Raw genomic sequence first — 19,515 nt, 5'->3', positions numbered from 1 at the left:
ATGAGCGTGGCGTCGCACCTGCTGTTCCTGGCCTGCGTGGCGCTGGCCAGCGTGGCGCAGAACCTGACGGGATTTGCCTTCGGCCTGATCCTGCTGGGCCTGACGGCCGTGCTGCACCTGGCCAGCCTGGGCGACGTCGCCAACGTGGTCAGCGTGCTGGTGCTGGTGAATGCGGCCATCACGTTTGGCCGCACGCGCCCGCAACTGGCCTGGCCCGTGTTCGGCCCATCGCTGGCCGTCAGCCAGCTGGGCGTGGGCGCGGGCGTGGCCCTGCTGGGCTGGTTCAGCGCGCAGCAAGTGAGCGTGCTGCGCTTCCTGCTCGGCTGCGCCATCGTCGTTTGCGCCTTCATGCTGGTGCTGCGCGCCAGCGCGCGTGCGCGGCAGTCAAGCCTGCCCGCCTTCCTGTTCTTCAGCGGCGTGTCCGGCGTGATGGGCGGCCTGTTCGCCAGCGCCGGCCCGCCCATGGTCTACCACCTGTACCGCCAGCCATGGCCGGCCGACATGATCCGCCACTCGCTGATCGTGCTGTTTGCCGCGAATGCCGTGCTGCGCCTGGCCCTCGTGCTGGCGCATGGCCAGTTCAGCATGACGGCCCTGTGGCTGACGCTCGAGGCCTTGCCGCTGGTGATGGGCCTGACGTGGCTGGCGCGCCGCCACCCTTCGCGCCTGCCCATCGAACACGTGCGCCGCGCCGTCTTCGTGCTGCTGCTGATCGCCGGCCTGGCCCTCGTGCTGCCGCCCGTGCTGTCGCTGCTCGCCTGATACGGCATTTAATTTTCTTTTACTTTTACTTTTACCAGACGAGTCTTCCATGTCCGCTTCCCGCTTTTCCTCCCTGCCCGCCGACTGCGACCTGCTGGTCGTCGGCGGCGGCATCAATGGCGCCGGCATCGCGCGCGACGCGGCCGGCCGCGGCTTGCGCGTGGTGCTGTGCGAACAGCACGACCTGGCGCAGCACACCTCGTCCGCGTCCACCAAGCTGATACACGGCGGCCTGCGCTACCTCGAATACTATGAATTCAAGCTGGTGCGCAAGGCGCTGCAGGAACGCGAAGTGCTGCTGCGCGCCGCGCCCCACATCATGTGGCCGATGCGCTTCGTCATGCCGCACGACGCCGCCCAGCGCCCCGCCTGGATGATACGCGCGGGCCTGTTCCTGTACGACCACCTGGCCAAGCGGGCCTTTTTGCCCGCCTCGCAAGGCATCGCGCTGGACACGCACGCGGCGGGCGCGCCGCTGAAGGCCGGCTACCGCAAGGGCTTCGTGTACTCCGACGGCTGGGTCGACGATGCGCGCCTGGTGGTGCTCAATGCGCTCGACGCGCAGGAACACGGCGCGCACATCCTCACGCGCACGGCCTGCGTCGATGCGCGCCGCGATGGCGGCGCCTGGCACGCCACCGTGCAAGCCGAAGATGGCCAGCGCAAGACGCTGCGCGCGCGTGCCATCGTCAACGCGGCGGGACCGTGGACGGCGCAATTCGCCGGTGCGGCCGGCGGCGGCAAAACGCAGGGGCTGCGGCTGATCAAGGGCAGCCATATCATCGTGCCGCGCCTGTTCGAGCATCCAAACGCCTACATCTTCCAGAACCCGGACCAGCGCATCATCTTCGCCATCCCCTACCAGGATGACTTTACCCTGATCGGCACCACGGACGAGGAATACAAGGGAGAGGTCAGCCAGGTCAAAATCAGCCAGATGGAAATCGATTACCTGTGCCAGGCTGCGAACCGCTATTTCAAGCGCGAGATTTCTCCCGCCGACGTCGTGTGGACGTATTCCGGCGTGCGCCCGCTGCTCGACGACAGCGCGCAAAACGCCTCTGCCGTCACGCGCGACTACCTGCTGGAAGTGGCGCGCGGCGAGGCGGCGACGGGCGCGCCGCTGCTCAATATCTGGGGCGGCAAGATCACCACCTACCGCAAGCTGGCCGAGGAAGCATTGGGCCTGCTGGCGCCCCTGCTGGACAATACCGCCGCGGCGTGGACGGCCGAGGCGCCCCTGCCCGGCGGCGACCTGCAGCAGCCGAACCGACTCGTGGACAGCCATGATTTCGACGGTTTTCTCGCCCGCTTCCAGCGCGACCACGCCTGGCTGCCGCCCGCGCTGGCGCGCCGCTATGCGCGCGCCTACGGCAGCCGCGCCACACGCCTGCTGACGGGCGCCGCCTCGATGGCCGACCTGGGCGCGCGGCTGGCGCCCGGCCTGTACGAAGCCGAAGCGTGCTATCTGATCGAGGTGGAATGGGCCAGGAGCAGCGACGACATCCTGTGGCGGCGCAGCAAGCTGGGATTGCGCTGCGCGCCGGCTGACGTGGAACGCGTGCAGCAGTGGCTGGCGGCCCATCTGGCGCAAGAGGTGGCGGCATGACGTATTTGCTGGCCCTCGACCAGGGAACTTCCAGCTCGCGCAGCATGGTGTTCGATGAATCAGGCGCCATCGTCGCCGTGGCGCAGCGCGAGTTTCGCCAGCTCTTCCCCCAGCCGGGCTGGATCGAGCACGACCCCATGGAAATCTGGCACAGCCAGATCGAGACGTGCCGCGAAGTGCTGGCCAAGACGGGTTTGCAGGCCGATGCGCTCGGTGCGCTGGGCATCACCAACCAGCGCGAAACGACGGTGGTCTGGGACCGCGCCACGGGCGAGCCCGTCTACAACGCCATCGTCTGGCAAGACCGCCGCACGGAAGCGCTGTGCGAAGACTTGCGCGCGCGCGGCCTGGCCGGCGCCATCCATGCCAAGACGGGCCTGGTGCTCGACCCGTATTTTTCCGGCACCAAGCTGCGCTGGATACTCGACGCCGTTCCCGGCGCCCGCGCGCGGGCCATGCGCGGCGAACTGGCCTTCGGCACCATCGATACGTGGCTGGCGTGGAAAATGACGGGCGGCCGCCTGCACGTGAGCGACGTCACCAATGCTTCGCGCACCATGCTGTGGAACCTGCATGAAGGCTGCTGGGATGCCCAGCTGCTCGACTGGCTGGGCATTCCCGCCAGCCTGCTGCCATCCGTCCACCCGTCGAGCCACGTGTATGGCGAAACGGATGCGGAATTGCTGGGCAGCCCCGTCATCATCGGCGGCATCGCCGGCGACCAGCAGGCGGCGCTGTTCGGCCAGACCTGCTTCAAGCCGGGCATGGCCAAGAATACCTATGGCACAGGCTGCTTCCTGCTGCTCAACACGGGAGACCAGTGTGCGCAATCGCAGCATGGCCTGATCAGCACGGCCGCCTGCCAGGTGGGCGCGCAGCCGGCGTATGCGCTCGAAGGCAGCGTCTTCATCGGTGGCGCCGTGGTGCAATGGCTGCGCGACGGCCTGGGCGCCATCGGCCACGCGGGCGAAGCGGAAGGCCTGGCCGCCTCCGTGCCCGATTCGGGCGGCGTGGTCTTCGTGCCCTCGTTTACGGGACTGGGTGCGCCCTACTGGGTGCCGTCGGCCAAGGGCGCCATCCTGGGCCTGAGCCGTGGCAGCACGGTGGGTCACATCGCCCGCGCGGCACTGGAAGCGATCGCCTTCCAGAGCGCCGCCCTGCTGGGCGCCATGACGCGCGACGCGCAAGCGCCGATCACGGAACTGCGCGTGGACGGCGGCGCCTGCGCCAACAACCTGCTGCTGCAATTTCAGGCCGACTTGCTGGGCATCCCCGTCGTGCGCCCGCAAGTGATCGAAACGACGGCGCTGGGCGCCGCCTATCTGGCGGGCCTGGCCATCGGCCTGTATCAAGGCACCGACGAGCTGGCGTCGCACTGGCGCGCCGACAGGACGTTCTTGCCCACCATCGGACGCGACCAGGCGGCCAGTCTGATGCAGCAGTGGGAGGTGGCGGTGCGGCGGTTTACGGGGAATGGGGAGGGATAGCGAACGCTTGCAGTAGCCAGCATGTCGACACGCCGCCTGCGAGCGGCGGCGACACCTGGCAAGCTGGGCAAATTAACGGGCAAGGAAGGTATTGAGTATCGACAAGGTAAGCAGAATCACGCCCGCGCCCATGCCGACAGCCGCCACCAGATTGCGGCTGCGCTCTTCATCTTGCAAGAATTGATGTACCAGTCGCGCCATGATCGAACTCCTTGTACTTAATTCCTTGTACTTCATGCTAGTCACCTTATCCCTGTGTTGTCAAGTGAATGTCCGAGTATAACCACCCGGCCGCAATTGTGAGAATCGCCGAGGCAAGCAGCACGCGGTAGTGGCGCAGCGTTTTCAAGCACACGCTGAAGCCGCACTTTTTCGTCGGGAAAACGGGCCCTGCCGCCGCTATCAGCGCGTGAAATATCAGCACGGCGACCACCAGCCAGAAGGTGTTCGTGCTCCACAGCTGCGACACCGTCTTGCCAGCCGCGGGATGCTGCAGTTCATACAGCCCATTGACGCACATGCCCAGCCCCGCCCACGATAGTTGGCCATCCTTGATGGCAACCAATGGATTGGCCCGCGCCTTTTCCGTTGTGGACAGGTCAAAAAGAAAGAAGGCGCTCAAAAACACGAGGGGCAACAGGGTTGGGACAAACAGATTCACCAGATGCCAGTCGTTCATGACGCCCCCCATGGACACGCTTGACGCGACAAGATGTGCAACTTGAAATGGTGGCAGTATCAGCGAAGTGGACTTTGATAAAAGTCATGCGGATACGGTCTTGGGAAAGAGAACGCACACAGGGCAAAAAAAAGCCCGCTGCGGGAGCGGGCTGAATCTATTTCCTTGGAGGAAGATAGAGGAGACAAATGCATGATGCCGCGTTGCAGCATATAAAACCACTTTATATTCGTGATGTCAGAAATACGCAATAGTGATATTAGGGGCAACGAAGCATTCCATGTGGCAACTTTTATGCTGCCGCTTCCGTTTTCCCGTCGCCAGAACGCAACATATTCTTGATGCCCCGCAGCGCCTGCCGCACGCGCGCTTCGTTTTCGATCAGGGCGAAGCGCACGTATTCATCGCCATACTCTCCGAAACCGATGCCGGGCGACACGCTGACCTTGGCTTTTTGCAGCAGCAGCTTGGCAAATTCCAGCGAGCCCAGGTGGCGATACGCTTCCGGGATATGCGCCCAGATATACATCGACGCCTTCGGTTTTTCCACCATCCAGCCAGCTTCATGCAAGCCTTTCACCAGCACGTCGCGGCGGCGCTGGTACTGGGCGCAGATGTCCGTCACGCAGCTTTGGTCGCCTTCCAGCGCGGCAATGGCCGCCACTTGCACGGGCGTAAAACTGCCATAGTCGTGGTAGCTCTTGATGCGCGCCAGGGCCGCCACCAGTTCCGCATTGCCCACCATGAAACCGATACGCCAGCCCGCCATGTTGTAGCTTTTTGACATGGTAAAAAACTCGACGGCCACGTCGCGCGCCCCCGGCACCTGCATGATGGACGGCGCCTTCCAGCCATCGAAGGTGATGTCGGCATACGCCAGGTCATGCACCACCAGAATATTGTGCTGCTTCGCCAGCGCGACGACGCGCTCGAAGAATTCCAGCTCCACGCATTGCGCCGTGGGGTTGGACGGGAAACCCAGCACCATCATCTTCGGTTTCGGATAGCTTTCGCGGATCGCCCGCTCCAGCTCGGCAAAGAAATCCACGCCCGGGCCCATGCGCACGGAGCGGATATCGGCGCCCGCGATCACGGCGCCCCAGATGTGGATCGGGTAGCTGGGGTTCGGCACCAGCACCGTGTCGCCACGGTCGAGTGTCGCCAGCATCAAGTGGGCCAGGCCCTCTTTCGAGCCGATGGTGACGATGGCTTCGCTGTCCGGGTCGATGTCGACCTCGTAGCGCTTTTTGTACCAGTGCGCAATGGCGCGGCGCAAGCGCGGAATGCCTTTTGACGCGGAATAGCCGTGCGTGTCGGGGCGTTTCACCGTCTCGACCAGCTTCTCCACGATGTGGGCCGGCGTGGCGCCATCGGGATTGCCCATCGACATGTCGATAATGTCCTCGCCACGGCGGCGCGCGGCCATCTTGAGTTCGGCGGTGATATTGAAAACGTAGGGGGGAAGGCGATTGATGCGCGAAAAGCTGCGCGGAGCTTGGCTGTCGGTCATGGTATCTCTATACGTAAGCGCCCGGATCCGTCCGAGCGACGTTGGCACAATGCGTGCGCCTGCAACGATATTAACCCGGCTTCGCAAGAACTGGCAAGTGTGTAGTCAAGCCGTTACAATGCAGGCTGATCGAAAATGAGCGCACCGGTTGGTAACCCGGTAAGTGCCCGGCACAGTCCGGCATGCTCCCGCCCACGCGGACCCACGGCGCTGACCTCTGACTGTTACACCAGCCGGGGAGGTGTTCTGGTTCGTGCATTTTCCCGCCGCGCCATCCCTCCCCTGTTTTTTTACTTTAGGAATTAGACGGATGGCAACTCACGACACCGCAGTAACTGGCATGACCCTGGACCGCGCCGGCATGGAACAGCAACTGGCCTTGCCGGTACGCTACTTCATCGATTGCGCCTTTGACGGCGAAGACTTGACGCGCCTCGATTTGCAAGGCTGCACTTTCGAACGCTGCACCTTTGCCGACACCAACTTGTTCGCCAGCAAACTGGCGCGCAGCACCTGGCGCCGCTGTCGCGCCGGCAGCGCCGATTTCGAATCCGTCGACGCCGTCGACGCCTGCTTCGAAGGCTGCGACCTGAACAACACGAAATGGCGTCGCGCCAAGCTGGCCTCGGCCACCTACCGCGGCTGCAAGCTGACGGGCGCGTCCTTCGAGGAAGCGGCCCACCTGGGCCTCACCTTCGAAGAGAGCCTGCTGGTGGGCGCCGACTTGCGCGGCTTCTCGTTCCGCAAGGCGACATTAAAACAGCTGGATTTTTCCGACGCCTACCTGGCCGGCTGCGACTTCCGCGACGCCGTCTTCGAAGGCGGCAGCCTTCGCAACGCCACGATCAAACTGGCGAAGTTCCAAGGCGCGGACTTGCGCGGCGCCGATATCGACGGTTTCAAATTGAGCGAAGCGGCCTTGCTGAAAGGCGCCGTCATCACGCATGCGCAGGCGGCCAACTTCATGCGCGCGCTCGACCTGGTGGTGATATAAGCCTCGCCCCACAGTCGTCCTGAACAGCAAGCTTGCGGTAAAAGCGGGTTGCCGCAACTAAAGGTTCTGGGCTGGTGGCATTGCTTGTTCCATGTCCATCGCCCATTCTGCGTCGCTCAGAAGTTTTTCAGACCCAGGCCACTCCATTCACCACAGTCCATGCCAAATAATGCGTGCTATATTCCACACGCAGCTTTCCATTTAAACATCCGCCGACGCTAGTGCCAAATTACGATGATGAAGATAATAAAGATAATCTTATTCATACTGCTGTGCATCCTGACATCCATCACCGTTCCGCCAGCGGGAATAATCTTCAGCTATATGGCGCTGCGTGAAAACAAGGAGTGCATCAGAAGATTTATCGTCAAGATATCTCCCGACACCGAAAAAATCATCCCTGCGCTGATCGAAAGATATAACGATCCCAAAACCATTATTTCACTTGTCATTTTTTCCATTACCACGATAGGCGGCTTGATCCTCCTGATATCGCACCTACATGTCCAGGAAACAGATGATTATGTAAATTACATCCTCGAACAGGTGGCGCTGACAGGCATTCTCGTCATTGGCGTGTCAGGCATTGCATGGGTACTATTTTCGCTGGATTCCGTTTTTGCAAGCCTGCTGGCAAAAGTGGCGGTTTCCCTGGCGGTGTCTGCCTGCGTGATTTTTTCGCGCCTGAGCGCAGTCGATTTTTTTGCGGCCAATTTTCCATTTCCGCCGTCCTACCTGCCCTTTTCTTTTGGCCTCGCCACCCTGATATTTGCCTTCTCGTTCAGCGCCTTTGCCTATGCTGTGCTGGCAATCATATTCGAGGTCATTTTCCTGTTGTTCTTGTTTATTTTCGATTTCAAGACCAATACAAAAACCACTTACTTCCTCTTTGCAATCTCCATTGCCGGCTTTATCGGAAGTTATTCGGCGGCCATGGCCATGATCCAGGGCATATCAAACAAGGGGCCACTTTTCATGATCAAGGCCGCGGAGCGCTATGACTTCACCACCAACCACATGTGCCAGACCCAGGACGGTGAAACCGTTGTCTTCATTGACAATGTAGCGGATCGCGCGATTGCAGCGACGTTTCCGCCGCCCCCACAAGGCGAAAAAATTTCCCCTCGAAATATCTCTGATGTCATCTTAAAAAGCTATCTGCCAACAAATTTTCGCACCGTTTATTGCAACCCGCTATCGGAACCCCGCAAGGAAGCTGGCTGGTGCGGCAATTCTCAGGGCTATGGCTTTTGCGACGCCGATCGCATGCCGCACAAGTAACAGGCAAAAAAAAGCCCGCTACGGAAGCGGGCTGAATCTATTTCCTTGGAGGAGATAGAGGAGACAAATGCATCTTGCGGCATTGCGGCATATCACGCCACTTTATCTTCATGATGACAGAAATACTCATCAGTGATAATGAGGCGCCATCAGGGTTTCAAGCCGTGCGGCGCGTGGCCTGCGGCAAAAATTCTCCCAGCCACACCAACAAGGCCAGGCCTGGAAACGCCATGCCGGTCAGCAAGGTCGCTTGCCAACCGTAGCTGGCATACACCCAGGCGCCGATGGCCGAGCCGGCCGCGCCGCCGGCGAAGAACAGCGCGAAATACAGGCCGTTCAGGCGGCCCCGCACTTCAGCGCCCAGGCTGAAGATGGCGCGCTGGCCCAGCACCAGATTGGCGGCAACACCCATGTCGAGCACGATGGAAGCGACCACCAGCAGCCCCAGCGCCACATGTTTCGATTCCGGCGCAAACATCGGCAAGGCAAAGGCGACGATGCCCAGCGCCAGCGCAACGGCCGTGGCCGGCAAGGTGTGGCCCGCGTCGGCCAGGCGGCCGGCGATGGGCGAAGCGACTGCACCGGCCATGCCCACCAGGGCGAAGATGGCGATGCCCGTTTGCGACAGGTCGAACGCGGGGCTGGACAGCACCAGCGGCGTGACGGTCCAGAACAGGCTGAAGGCGCCAAACAGACCGGCATGATAGGCGGCGCGGCGGCGCAGCACTGGCGTACCCAGCAGCAAATGCCACAGCGAGGCCATCAGGGCTGGATATTTCATGCTCGACACGGGCTGGCGCACGGGCAAGGCGCGGCGCAGCACGGCAGCCAGCGCCAGCATCAGTACTGCGGCGCCGCCAAACACCACGTGCCAGCTGGCGTGCGCAGCCACCAGCGAGGCCACGGGGCGGGCCAGCATGATGCCCAGCAACAAGCCGCTGACTACTTTGCCCACCGTCTGGCCCCGCGTCGCTTCCTGCGACAGGTGGGCGGCAAACGGCACGATCACTTGCGCCGCCACGGAACCCAGGCCGATGGCCAGCGCTGCGGCCAGGAACACGATGGCGCCCGTGGAGAGGGCCGCCACTACGAGAGCCGCGGCCGTCACCAGCAAGGCAGTGACGATCAGGCGGCGGTTTTCCAGCAAGTCGCCCAGGGGCACGACAAACAGCAATCCCAGTGTATAGCCGACTTGCGTCAGCGTGACGATCAGCCCGGCCGCCTTGGCCGACAGGCCCGTCGAAGCGCTGATGGGCCCGACGAGGGTTTGCGCGTAGTACAGATTGGCGACGATCAGGCCGGAAGCGATGGCCAGCAGCAGCACCATGGCGGGCGAAATGTCGTGGGGAGCAGACGGTGAGGCCTTGTTCATGTTGTTTCCTCGGTTCGATAGGGATGTTGCCATTCTAGGCAAAGCTGAGGCAAAGATAATTAGGGCATAATCCGCTTATACTTTTCACATAAGATGAACAATTAAACGGAAGCTCTCCCATGGACAAGATCAAGGCCATGCAAACCTTCGTGCGTATCGTCGAGGCCAACAGTTTTTCCAAGGCGGCCGAAACATTGAATTTGCCGCGCGCCGCGCTGACGGCCACGCTGCAAAAGCTGGAAGCCTATCTGGGCACGCAATTGCTGCAGCGAACCACGCGCCGCCTGTCGCTGACACCGGAAGGGGCCGAATACTTTCGCCACTGCATCGACATCCTGAAAGCCGTCGATACGGCGGAGCTGGCGTTTCGCGGCCCCGACGCGAAAAAGCCGCGCGGCTTGCTGCGCATCAACCTGCCCAATACCGTGGGCCGGCGCCTGATCATTCCCCATATCGCGCAATTCCACGCCGCCTGGCCGGACGTGCAACTGCAGCTGAGCCTGACGGACCGCCTGGTCGACCTGACACAGGAAGGCATCGATTGCGCCTTGCGCGTGGGCACCTTGCAAGATTCCGCCTTCATCGGCAAGCAGATCGGCCTGATGCGTTTCGTCACGTGCGCCTCGCCCGCCTACCTGGCGCAACATGGCACGCCGCACACCCTGGCCGATCTGGCAGTGCACCGGGGCATCATGCATTACTCGGGCCGCACGGGACGCGCCTTCGACTGGGATTTCCAACAAGGCAAGGAAGTCGTACGCGTGCAGATGGCCGGCCCCATCGCCGTCAACGACGCGGACGCCAGCGTTGATTGCGCACTGCAAGGGCTCGGTGTGGCGCAGGCGGCCATGTACCAGGTGCGCGCGCACCTCGACAGCGGCGCGCTGGTGGCCGTGCTGCCCGACCGTCCGCCGACGCCCATGCCGATGTCGCTGCTGACGCCGCAAGGCCGCCTGGCCACGCCAAAGCTGCAGGCGTTTGCCGGCTGGATCACGGCCTTGCTGGCTGCCCACCCCGACGTGCAACTGCCTATGCCAAGATTTGAGGCAAAAAAAAGCCCGCTACAGGAGCGGGCTGAATCTATTTTCTTGGAGGAGAATAGAGGAGACGAATGAATTATGCTGCATCGCGGCATATCAATCCAATTGATTGTTGGAATGATAGAAATACGCGAAACGAATAACTACTGTTTACCCCAAAGCAAAAGCTGGGGTCAGACCCGACGGGTCTGACCCCGCATTCATTACTTCGCTGTCGCCGCCACCGGCGTCGCCTTCACATCCGCGGCATACGGCAAGACCTTGGACGCCAGGCGGGTGTCGGCCTTGATCAGCGCCACTTCGTCGGCCAGGATGCGCGCCGCTTCGTTCAGCAGCACGTCCTTGGCGCTCTTGGCCGCCGTTTCGGCGTCCAGCTCGGCGCTCAGGGCCCGTTCGTCGCCCTGCAAGCCGTCGTCGGTGCGCAAGGCGCCTTTCACGGCGGCGATCTGCTTGGCCGTCTTGCTGGCCGCTTTCGCGCCCTTCAGCACGTCTTTCGGATCGGGAATCACCACCAGGTCGTCGGCAGGATTCGAAATCTGCGCGATCAGGCGTTTTTCACGGGCCTTGGCGCGCGCTTCCTGCGCATCGCGCTCCTTGCGGCGCACGGTTTCATTGAGCGAAATCTGGTTTTCCTTGCGCTGCTTGACGACGAGAGCGATGTCATCGAGCAAGTATTGGAAATCCTTGTCCTTGGCCACGCGCGCTTCATGCTTCTTGTCCAGCAGCGGCACGATATCCTTCAGGTCGCCCGTCGGCATGTACGGCGCCGGCTTGATGGCCACCCATGGCAGGGCATTGTCATAGCTCGATTCGCCGAAGTTTTCCGTATCCGACATGGCCGGCAGCTTGATGTCGGGAGTGACGCCGCGCAATTGCGTGGTGCCGCCATTGATGCGGAAGAACTGGGCGATGGTCATTTTCAGCTCGCCGAAGCGGGCTTTCTCGCTGCCGCCGAAACGGTCCAGGTTGAACAAGGTTTGTACGGTACCCTTGCCGAAGCTGCCTTCGCCGATGATGACGCCACGGCCGTAATCCTGCACGGCGGCGGCGAAAATTTCGGAAGCCGAGGCGGAACCGCGGTTGATCAGCACACCCATCGGACCATCCCAGGCCAGGCCCGTATTGGTATCGCTTTCCACGTCGACCTTGCCTTCGGCATTGCGCTGCATCACGACAGGCCCCTTGTCGATGAACAGGCCCGTCAGTTCGACGGCTTCGTTCAGCGAACCGCCGCCGTTATTGCGCAAGTCGATGAGGACGTTGTCGACCTTGTCCTTCTTCAACTCGGCCAGCAAACGGCTGACGTCGCGCGTGGCGCTTTTAAAGTCTTTGTCACCACGGCGGCGCGCTTCGAAATCCTGGTAGAACGTCGGCAGGGCAATGACGCCGATGCGGCGCTTGACGCCGTTGTCGCGCACTTCGATGATCGATTTCTTCGCCGCCTGCTCTTCCATGCTGATTTTCTTGCGCACCAGCGGCAAGACCACGTGCTTGGCGTCGGGGCCGGCATCGGCCGGCAGGATGTCGAGGCGCACGACGGAATCCTTGGCGCCGCGGATCAATTGGACCACGTCGTCGATGCGCATGCCCAGCACTTCGGTGATGGGGCCGCTTTCGCCCTGCCCCACGCCGACGATGCGGTCGCCCACTTTCAGCTTGCCCGACAAGCCGGCCGGACTGCCCGGCACGACTTCGCGCACGACCGTGTATTCGTCGCGCGTCTGCAGCACGGCGCCGATGCCTTCAAGCGACAACCGCATGGCGATGTCGAAGTTATCGGAAGCGCGCGGGCCCAGGTAATTGGTGTGCGGTTCGATCGACATGGCGTAGGCGTTCATGAAAATCTGGAACACGTCTTCGCTGTTGAGCTTGCGCGCACGGGTCGTGTAGCTTTCGTAGCGCTTGTCCAGGGTCTCGCGGATGGCCTTGTCTTCCTTGCCCGCCAGTTTCAGGCGCAGCCAGTCGTTCTTGACGCGCTTGCGCCACAGGTCGCGCACTTCCTCGTCATTCTTCGGCCAGGCGGCCTTTTCGCGGTCGATCTGGTAGCTCTCGTCGGCGGCAAAGTCGAACTTGGTTTTCAACAATTCACGGGCATACGCCATGCGCTCGTCGAAACGCTGCTGGTACAAGTTATAGATGGCAAACGGCGACGTCAGGTCTTCATTGATGATGGCGTCGTCGAGCTTGGTGCGCAGCGGGGCGAAACGGTCGATGTCGGCCTGCACGAAAAACAGTTTTTCCGCGTCCAGGGACTTGAAATAGCGGTCGAAGATTTTCTCCGACATGGCGTCGTCGAGCGGCATGGCCTTGTAATGGACGCGCGTCAATACGCGCGATGCCCACAAGGCGGCCTGCGTTTGCTGGGCCAGCGGCTTCATGGGCGGCGGAGGAGCGGCGCTCTTGTCCGTCTGGGCTGCGCCAGCGTTGGCTGACAGGGCAAGCACCAGGGTGACCAGCATCATTTGCTTCTTCATCGGCTTCTCCGAAAATTAGTTGAATCAATTCCAGGCGGCGCAGCTATTCATGCGCCAGCCAGCAAGACAGTAAGGGGAATACACGACTGGTCTGCATATTATTCTACAGGATACGGCCTGGCAGTCTCCCAAGGAATATCAGTTTCTTCCCGGAAGCTTAAACGCGGATTAAGGACGGCGCCTCATTCATTACAAAGTGAAACATTCGTGACAAAAATTGCATCGCCTTTCCGCAATGAGTACCAAAACTCATCATTGAAAGCAAAAAAGTCAATGAATCGCTTTTGCAATCCTTGATATGGATGATGTTTATACGCGAAATATTAATTCCTGCGGGAAACACTTAGTAACAAAAGGCAAGCAACATGCTATCATCGCTCCCTGAAATCCAGCTTGCCCGTGCGCGGCTCCCACAGCCGGCGCGCCTCCGTTTCACCAGTACCCCCACCAGATCCCCTCCCCGCGTGTCATGTCATGACCAGGAATGGCCGAGCTGATTACCCTTTGCCAGACTCAAACTATGCCTACAATTTCGTTCTCCCCCCGCCACTGGAGTGTCGGCGGCAAGATTACCGTGTTCACGTTTGCCCTCGTCAGCCTGATCCTCGCCAGCCTGACGACCTTGATCAGCATCCGCACCTCGACTGCCCTGGAACAGCGCGCCGAAGCGGCCGTCACCAGCGAGCTCAATAGCGTCATGACGACCACGCAAGTGTTCCATACAGCCATGGTCAACGAGGCGGCCAGCTTCGCGCGCCTGTTCGCGGCCGAATTTCCCGGCCCGTTCACGGTCGACACGGGTGCCATGGTGGCCGTCGCCGGCAAGGCCACGCCGGCGCTGGCCAACGGCGGCAAGGTGCTCAACCTCGACACAGCCCTGGTCGACCGCTACACGGCCCAGACGGGCGTGATCGCCACCATTTTTGCCGCCAATGGCGATGAATTCGTGCGCATCAGCACCTCGCTGAAAAAGCAGGATGGCGAACGGGCCATCGGCACTCAGCTCGACCACAACCACCCCAGCTATGCGCCGCTGCGCGCGGGCCAGCGCTTCGTTGGCATGGCCACCTTGTTTGGCAAGCAATATATTACGCAATACGATCCCGTGCGCGACGCGGGAGGCAAGGTGGTCGGCGTACTGTTCATCGGCCTGGACATCAGCAAGAATCTGGCCATGCTGAAAGAGAAGATTCGCCAGGTCAAGATCGGCCAGACGGGCTACATCTATATCGTCGACACGGCCCCCGGCGCCAATTACGGCCACCTGGTGCTGCATCCGAACAGCGAAGGCAAGAGCGCGCTCGAGTTCAAGGCCAGCGACGGCCGATTGTTCATCCAGGACATGCTGGCGCAAAAAGACGGCGCCATGCGCTACACGTGGACGGCGCCCGGTGAAACGGCTGCCAGCGCGCGCGAAAAGCAGCTGTACTACCGTCAATTCAAGGATTGGCAATGGATCATCGCGGGAGGCACGTTCACGGACGAGATCACGGCGGAAGCGCGCCAGTTGCGCAACCAGTTGGCCGTTTCCGGCTTCATCGCCCTGCTCGTCTTCGCCCTGCTGCTGTACTGGCTGGTGCGCACCCTCGTGTCGCGCCCGCTGGCCGCCGCCGAGACGGCCGCCGCGCACATCGCCGCCGGCGACCTGACGGTGCACCTCGATACGACCAGCCTGGACGAAATCGGCCGCCTGCTGCGCGCCATGAACCGCATCAGCGACAACCTGTCGCAAGTGGTCGGGAACGTGCGCGGCAGCGCCGGGCAAATCGCCACGGCGTCCGGTGAAATTGCCAGCGGCAACCTGGATCTGTCGAGCCGCACGGAACAGCAAGCCAGTTCGCTGGAAGAAACGGCCGCATCGATGGAGGAACTGAGTTCCACCGTGCGCCAGAACGTCGATCACGCACAGCAGGCAAGCCGGCTGGCGCACGACTCGTCCAGCCTGGCCGCGACAGGCGGCGCGGCCGTGGCGCAAGTGGCCAGCACCATGGACGCCATCCGCAGCTCGTCAAGCAAGATCGCCGACATCATCGGCGTCATTGACGGTATCGCCTTCCAGACGAATATCCTGGCCTTGAACGCGGCCGTGGAAGCGGCCAGGGCCGGCGAACAGGGACGCGGCTTTGCCGTCGTCGCCACCGAGGTGCGCACCCTGGCGCAGCGCTCGACGGCAGCGGCGAAAGACATCAAGGACCTGATCCAGGCGTCCGCCAGCACGGTGGACCTGGGCCACGCCCAGGTGAGCCAGGCCAGCGCCACCATGGATACCGTGGTAGCCAGCGTGCAGCAAGTGAGCACCATCATGGCCGAAATCGCGCAGGCCAGCGAAGAGCAGCGCAGCGGCATCGAGCAAGTCAACCAGGCCATCGCCCAGATGGACCAGGTGACCCAGCAGAATGCAGCCCTGGTGGAAGAAGCGGCCGCGGCCGCCGACGCCTTGCAGGAGCAGGCGCAGGAGCTGAACCAGGTGGTGAGCGTGTTCAAGCTGTAAAAGCGGGCGCGGTGCTAAGATGGCGCATACCACACAGCCAGGAGACACGATGCACGACGACTATGTTTTGATTGCCCGGCTGATGATCCCCACGGATGCGCACGTCATCCGCGGCTGCCTGGCGGCGGCCGGCATCGACGTGCTGCTGACGGACGACCAGCACATGCAGGCCGACATGCTGCTGGCGGCCGCCATCGGCGGCGCCCGCGTGATGGTGCGCGAGCACGACGTGGCGCGCGCCAATGAAATCCTCGCCGCCTTCGAGCGGGGCGACCTGGCGCTGTCGGACGATGCCGACGTGGGCGCGCCCGTCGCCGATTAATTTACGAGTAGAAACAGCGTCCGCAAGCCTGGCGGTAACTCTCGTTGCCGCCTATGCTGATCTGCTCGCCTTCCTTGATGCGGCGGCCCTGCTCATCCACGCGGATGTTCATCGTGGCCTTCTTGCCGCAAGTACAAATATTCTTCAATTCCTCGATATCGTCGGCCAGCGCCAGCAGGTAGGCCGAGCCGGGGAACGGTTCGCCCTTGAAATCCGTGCGCAAGCCGTAGCAGATGACGGGTACGCCCTTCACTTGCGCCAGCTGGTGCAGTTGCTGCACCTGGGCCGTGCTGAGAAATTGCGCCTCGTCCACCAGCAAACAAGCCACCTGGGGAATATCGTCGAGGAAATTCGTGTCGGCATGGAAGATATCGACCTGGCGCTGCGGGCCCAGGCGCGACGTGACACGTCCCACGCCGTAGCGGCTGTCGATGGCGGCCGTGTACAGGCGCACCTGCTGGCCCTGCTCTTCATAGTTGTGCGCGACCTGCAACAAGGCCGTCGACTTGCCCGCGTTCATCGCGGAATACCGGAAATAAAGTTTTGCCACTGCCGCCTGCCCTGTCTGAGTAATTTCAATACTATTTAGTATCTTTTCGAGGCGTGATTATAAATCGCAATGGCGGGCTTGCGGCAGCTTAATAGTCGCGCCATTGGCGCGGCAAGCGGGATAAAAACGGCGCATACTCGCATCGCGAACCTTGTCGCCGATATGCGAAGCGCGCATATACAAGCATATAAACATTCGTTCGCCGCACTCGTCCACCCGCCTACACTGCGCGGCACGGAAGGCGGCTCGGGACACAATCCGGAGCCGTTGTTTCTCTGACAGGAGCCACCATGAATGATCGAATGCCATCCCCATCCCAGCCGCCAGCGCTATACAAGCTGATCGGCAACACCCCGCTGGTCGAAGTCACCAGGCTCGACACGGGCCTGTGCCAGCTGTTCCTGAAACTGGAATCGCAAAATCCCGGCGGTTCCATCAAGGACCGCATCGGCCTGTCCATCATCGAAGCGGCCGAAGCGGACGGCCGCCTGCAGCCGGGCGGCACCATCGTCGAGGCGACGGCCGGCAATACGGGCATCGGCCTGGCCCTGGTCGGCCGCATCAAGGGCTACCGCGTGATTCTCGTCGTGCCCGACAAGATGTCGACGGAAAAAGTGCTGCACCTGAAAGCCCTGGGCGCGGAAGTGCACACCACGCGCTCGGACGTGGGCAAGGGCCATCCCGAGTACTACCAGGATTACGCGGCGCGCCTGGCGCGCGAACTGCCGGGCGCCTTCTTCGCCGACCAGTTCAACAATCCCGCCAATCCGCTGGCCCACGAAACGACGACGGCGCCCGAAATCTGGGAGCAAAGCGGCCATGACGTGGACGCCATCGTCGTCGGCGTCGGTTCGTCCGGCACCCTGACGGGCCTGACCCGCTACTTCCGCAAGGCGCAGCCCAAGCTCGAATTCATGCTGGCCGACCCGCAAGGCTCCATCCTCACCGAATACATCGACACGGGCAAGGTGTCGGACACGAGCGGCTCGTGGGCCGTGGAAGGCATCGGCGAAGATTTTATCCCCTCGATCGCCGACATGGACAGCGTCACCAAGGCCTACACCATCACGGACCAGGAAAGTTTTGATTCCGCGCGCGCCCTGCTGCGCGCTGAAGGTATTTTAGGCGGCTCGTCCACGGGCACCCTGCTGGCCGCAGCCCTCAAATACTGCCGCGAGCAGACGACGCCGAAGCGCGTCGTCACCTTCGTGTGCGACACGGGCACGCGCTACCTGTCGAAAGTCTATAACGATGGCTGGATGCGCGACCAGGGCCTGTTGCAGCGGGCCGTGTCGGGCGACTTGCGCGACCTGATCGGGCGCCGCTACGACGAGGGCGACGTCGTCAGCGTGGCGCCGGGCGACACCCTGCTCACGGCCTTCAACCGCATGCGCGCCAGCGACCTGGCGCAGCTGCCCGTCATCGACGGCGGCAAACTGGTTGGCATCATCGACGAATCGGACTTGCTGCTGCACGTCTCCGGCGACGCCGCCCATTTCGCCTCGCTGGTGGGCGCCACCATGACGACGCAGATCGAAACCCTGGCGCCGTCAAGCGGCTTGCCCGCCCTGCGCGCCACCCTGGACCGGGGCTTGACGGCCGTCGTTGCCGACGATACCGCCTTCTATGGCCTGATCACCCGCTTCGACCTTCTCAACCACTTACGCAGGACACTATCTTGAGCCAGGAAACCACCCGCAAGAGCCGCCTCGCCACGCGAGTCATCCACGCCGGCCAGTCGCCCGACCCGTCGACGGGCGCCATCATGCCGCCCATTTACGCCACCTCCACCTTCGTGCAGGACAGCCCCGGCGTGCACAAGGGCCTCGACTATGGCCGCTCGCACAATCCCACGCGCTGGGCGCTCGAGCGCTGCGTGGCCGACCTGGAAGGGGGCAGCGCGGCCTTCGCGTTCGCCTCGGGCCTGGCCGCCATCTCGTCCGTGCTGGAATTGCTGGACGCGGGCAGCCACATCGTCGCCGGCGACGACATGTATGGCGGCACCTACCGTTTATTCGAACGCGTGCGCCGGCGCTCGGCCGGCCACGAGTTCACGTATGTGGACCTGACGAATCCGGAAAACCTGCTGGCCGCGCTTCGCCCGGAAACGAAGATGGTGTGGGTCGAAACGCCCACCAACCCGATGCTGAAGCTGGCCGACTTGCGGGCCATTGCCGACATCTGCCGCGCACGGGGCATCATCGCCGTGGCCGACAATACCTTTGCCAGCCCGCTGGTGCAGCGCCCGCTGGAGCATGGCTTCGATATCGTCGTGCACTCGACCACCAAGTACTTGAACGGCCACTCGGACATCATCGGCGGCATCGCCATCGTCGGCGCGGAAGAGCGGCAGGCCGAATGGCGCGAGCAACTGGGCTTTTTGCAAAACTCGGTGGGCGCGATTGCCGGACCGTTCGACAGCTTTTTGGCGCTGCGCGGCGTGAAAACCCTGGCCATCCGCATGCAGCGCCATTGCGAAAGCGCGCTGGCGCTGGCGCAATGGCTGGAACAGCAAAAGGAAGTGAAGAAAGTCTTCTATCCGGGCCTGGCCTCGCACCCGCAGCACGCGCTGGCGCAGCGCCAGATGGATGGTTTCGGCGGCATCATCTCCATCGACCTCGATACGGATTTGGCAGGCGCGCGGCGCTTCCTGGAGCGCTGCGAAGTATTCGCCCTGGCCGAAAGCCTGGGCGGCGTGGAAAGCCTGATCGAGCACCCTGCCCTGATGACGCATGCCAGCATCCCGGCCGAACAGCGTGCCAAGCTGGGCATCGGCGATGGCTTGATCCGGCTGTCGGTGGGGATCGAGGATATCGAGGATTTGCGGCATGATCTGCGCACGGCGCTGGATGCGATTTGAGGGGGTGATTGTCGGATTACGCTGCGCTAATCCGACCTACGGTTACGAACTTGATGCGATTTAATGCGGTGCTTGTCGGATTAC

16 protein-coding genes are annotated in these 19,515 nt (G+C 62.3%); 10 read left to right on the top strand and 6 right to left on the bottom strand.

What is annotated here, in order from left to right:
- The 3 genes from VM94_RS15105 to glpK are packed head-to-tail and all read left to right on the top strand — an operon-like array spanning position 1 to position 3,858.
- Positions 1-762, top strand: coding sequence for a TSUP family transporter (locus VM94_RS15105; RefSeq protein ID WP_046684166.1), 762 nt, complete (start codon positions 1-3; stop codon positions 760-762).
- A 49-nt stretch (positions 763-811) separates the two neighbouring features.
- Positions 812-2,371 carry a glycerol-3-phosphate dehydrogenase gene (glpD, locus tag VM94_RS15100; RefSeq protein WP_046684165.1) on the top strand — a complete coding sequence of 520 codons (1,560 nt, stop codon included), beginning with the start codon at positions 812-814 and terminating at the stop codon, positions 2,369-2,371.
- Positions 2,368-3,858 carry a glycerol kinase GlpK gene (glpK, locus tag VM94_RS15095; RefSeq protein ID WP_046684164.1) on the top strand — a complete coding sequence of 497 codons (1,491 nt, stop codon included), beginning with the start codon at positions 2,368-2,370 and terminating at the stop codon, positions 3,856-3,858. The genes glpD and glpK overlap by 4 nt, the downstream gene beginning before the upstream one ends.
- A gap of 72 nt (positions 3,859-3,930) precedes the next feature.
- Here glpK and VM94_RS29340 read toward each other — a convergent pair whose 3' ends face one another.
- The 3 genes from VM94_RS29340 to alaC form a co-directional block, all read right to left on the bottom strand.
- Entirely contained in the window at positions 3,931-4,059 is a 129-nt protein-coding gene (locus VM94_RS29340; protein ID WP_258002789.1) for a hypothetical protein, read from the bottom strand.
- Positions 4,060-4,105: 46 nt separating this feature from the next.
- Entirely contained in the window at positions 4,106-4,537 is a 432-nt protein-coding gene (locus VM94_RS15090; RefSeq protein ID WP_138829127.1) for a hypothetical protein, read from the bottom strand.
- Positions 4,538-4,829: 292 nt separating this feature from the next.
- Positions 4,830-6,047, bottom strand: a complete 1,218-nt coding sequence (alaC, locus tag VM94_RS15085; protein ID WP_082127726.1) for an alanine transaminase — start codon at positions 6,045-6,047, stop codon at positions 4,830-4,832.
- A gap of 310 nt (positions 6,048-6,357) precedes the next feature.
- Here alaC and VM94_RS15080 point away from each other — a divergent pair, with 310 nt between their 5' ends.
- Both VM94_RS15080 and VM94_RS15075 read left to right on the top strand, forming a co-directional pair.
- Entirely contained in the window at positions 6,358-7,041 is a 684-nt protein-coding gene (locus VM94_RS15080; protein WP_046684162.1) for a pentapeptide repeat-containing protein, read from the top strand.
- Positions 7,042-7,275: 234 nt separating this feature from the next.
- Complete coding sequence (locus VM94_RS15075; RefSeq protein WP_138829128.1) at positions 7,276-8,322, top strand: hypothetical protein; 1,047 nt, start codon at positions 7,276-7,278, stop codon at positions 8,320-8,322.
- 157 nt (positions 8,323-8,479) lie between these two features.
- On the opposite strand, the gene VM94_RS15070 is transcribed toward VM94_RS15075, so the two are convergent.
- Positions 8,480-9,694 (bottom strand): MFS transporter, encoded by a 1,215-nt coding sequence (locus tag VM94_RS15070; RefSeq protein WP_046684160.1) that lies wholly within the window; start codon positions 9,692-9,694, stop codon positions 8,480-8,482.
- Between the two features lie 119 nt (positions 9,695-9,813).
- On the opposite strand from VM94_RS15070, the gene VM94_RS15065 reads away from it, so the two are divergent.
- Positions 9,814-10,809, top strand: a complete 996-nt coding sequence (locus tag VM94_RS15065; protein WP_082127724.1) for a LysR family transcriptional regulator — start codon at positions 9,814-9,816, stop codon at positions 10,807-10,809.
- A 128-nt stretch (positions 10,810-10,937) separates the two neighbouring features.
- On the opposite strand, the gene VM94_RS15060 is transcribed toward VM94_RS15065, so the two are convergent.
- Positions 10,938-13,208 (bottom strand): carboxy terminal-processing peptidase, encoded by a 2,271-nt coding sequence (locus VM94_RS15060; protein ID WP_046684159.1) that lies wholly within the window; start codon positions 13,206-13,208, stop codon positions 10,938-10,940.
- Positions 13,209-13,728: 520 nt separating this feature from the next.
- On the opposite strand from VM94_RS15060, the gene VM94_RS15055 reads away from it, so the two are divergent.
- On the top strand, positions 13,729-15,699 hold the full coding sequence (locus VM94_RS15055; protein ID WP_046684158.1) for a methyl-accepting chemotaxis protein: 1,971 nt from the start codon (positions 13,729-13,731) through the stop codon (positions 15,697-15,699).
- A gap of 49 nt (positions 15,700-15,748) precedes the next feature.
- Entirely contained in the window at positions 15,749-16,021 is a 273-nt protein-coding gene (locus VM94_RS15050) for a putative signal transducing protein (RefSeq protein ID WP_046684157.1), read from the top strand.
- A gap of 1 nt (position 16,022) precedes the next feature.
- Here VM94_RS15050 and VM94_RS15045 read toward each other — a convergent pair whose 3' ends face one another.
- Entirely contained in the window at positions 16,023-16,571 is a 549-nt protein-coding gene (locus VM94_RS15045) for a thymidine kinase (RefSeq protein WP_034755172.1), read from the bottom strand.
- A 290-nt stretch (positions 16,572-16,861) separates the two neighbouring features.
- On the opposite strand from VM94_RS15045, the gene VM94_RS15040 reads away from it, so the two are divergent.
- On the top strand, positions 16,862-18,253 hold the full coding sequence (locus VM94_RS15040; protein WP_409929582.1) for a pyridoxal-phosphate dependent enzyme: 1,392 nt from the start codon (positions 16,862-16,864) through the stop codon (positions 18,251-18,253).
- Entirely contained in the window at positions 18,250-19,431 is a 1,182-nt protein-coding gene (locus tag VM94_RS15035) for a trans-sulfuration enzyme family protein (RefSeq protein WP_046684155.1), read from the top strand. Before VM94_RS15040 ends, VM94_RS15035 begins: the two co-directional genes overlap by 4 nt.
- The last annotated feature ends 84 nt before the right edge of the window (positions 19,432-19,515 follow it).

Origin of the sequence: Janthinobacterium sp. KBS0711, assembly GCF_000988085.1 — a bacterium.
In the GTDB taxonomy this organism is placed as follows: Bacteria; Pseudomonadota; Gammaproteobacteria; order Burkholderiales; family Burkholderiaceae_D; genus Janthinobacterium; species Janthinobacterium lividum_E.
The sequence above is the reverse complement of the archived record's forward strand: the minus strand, read 5'-3'. Positions and strand labels throughout refer to the sequence as shown.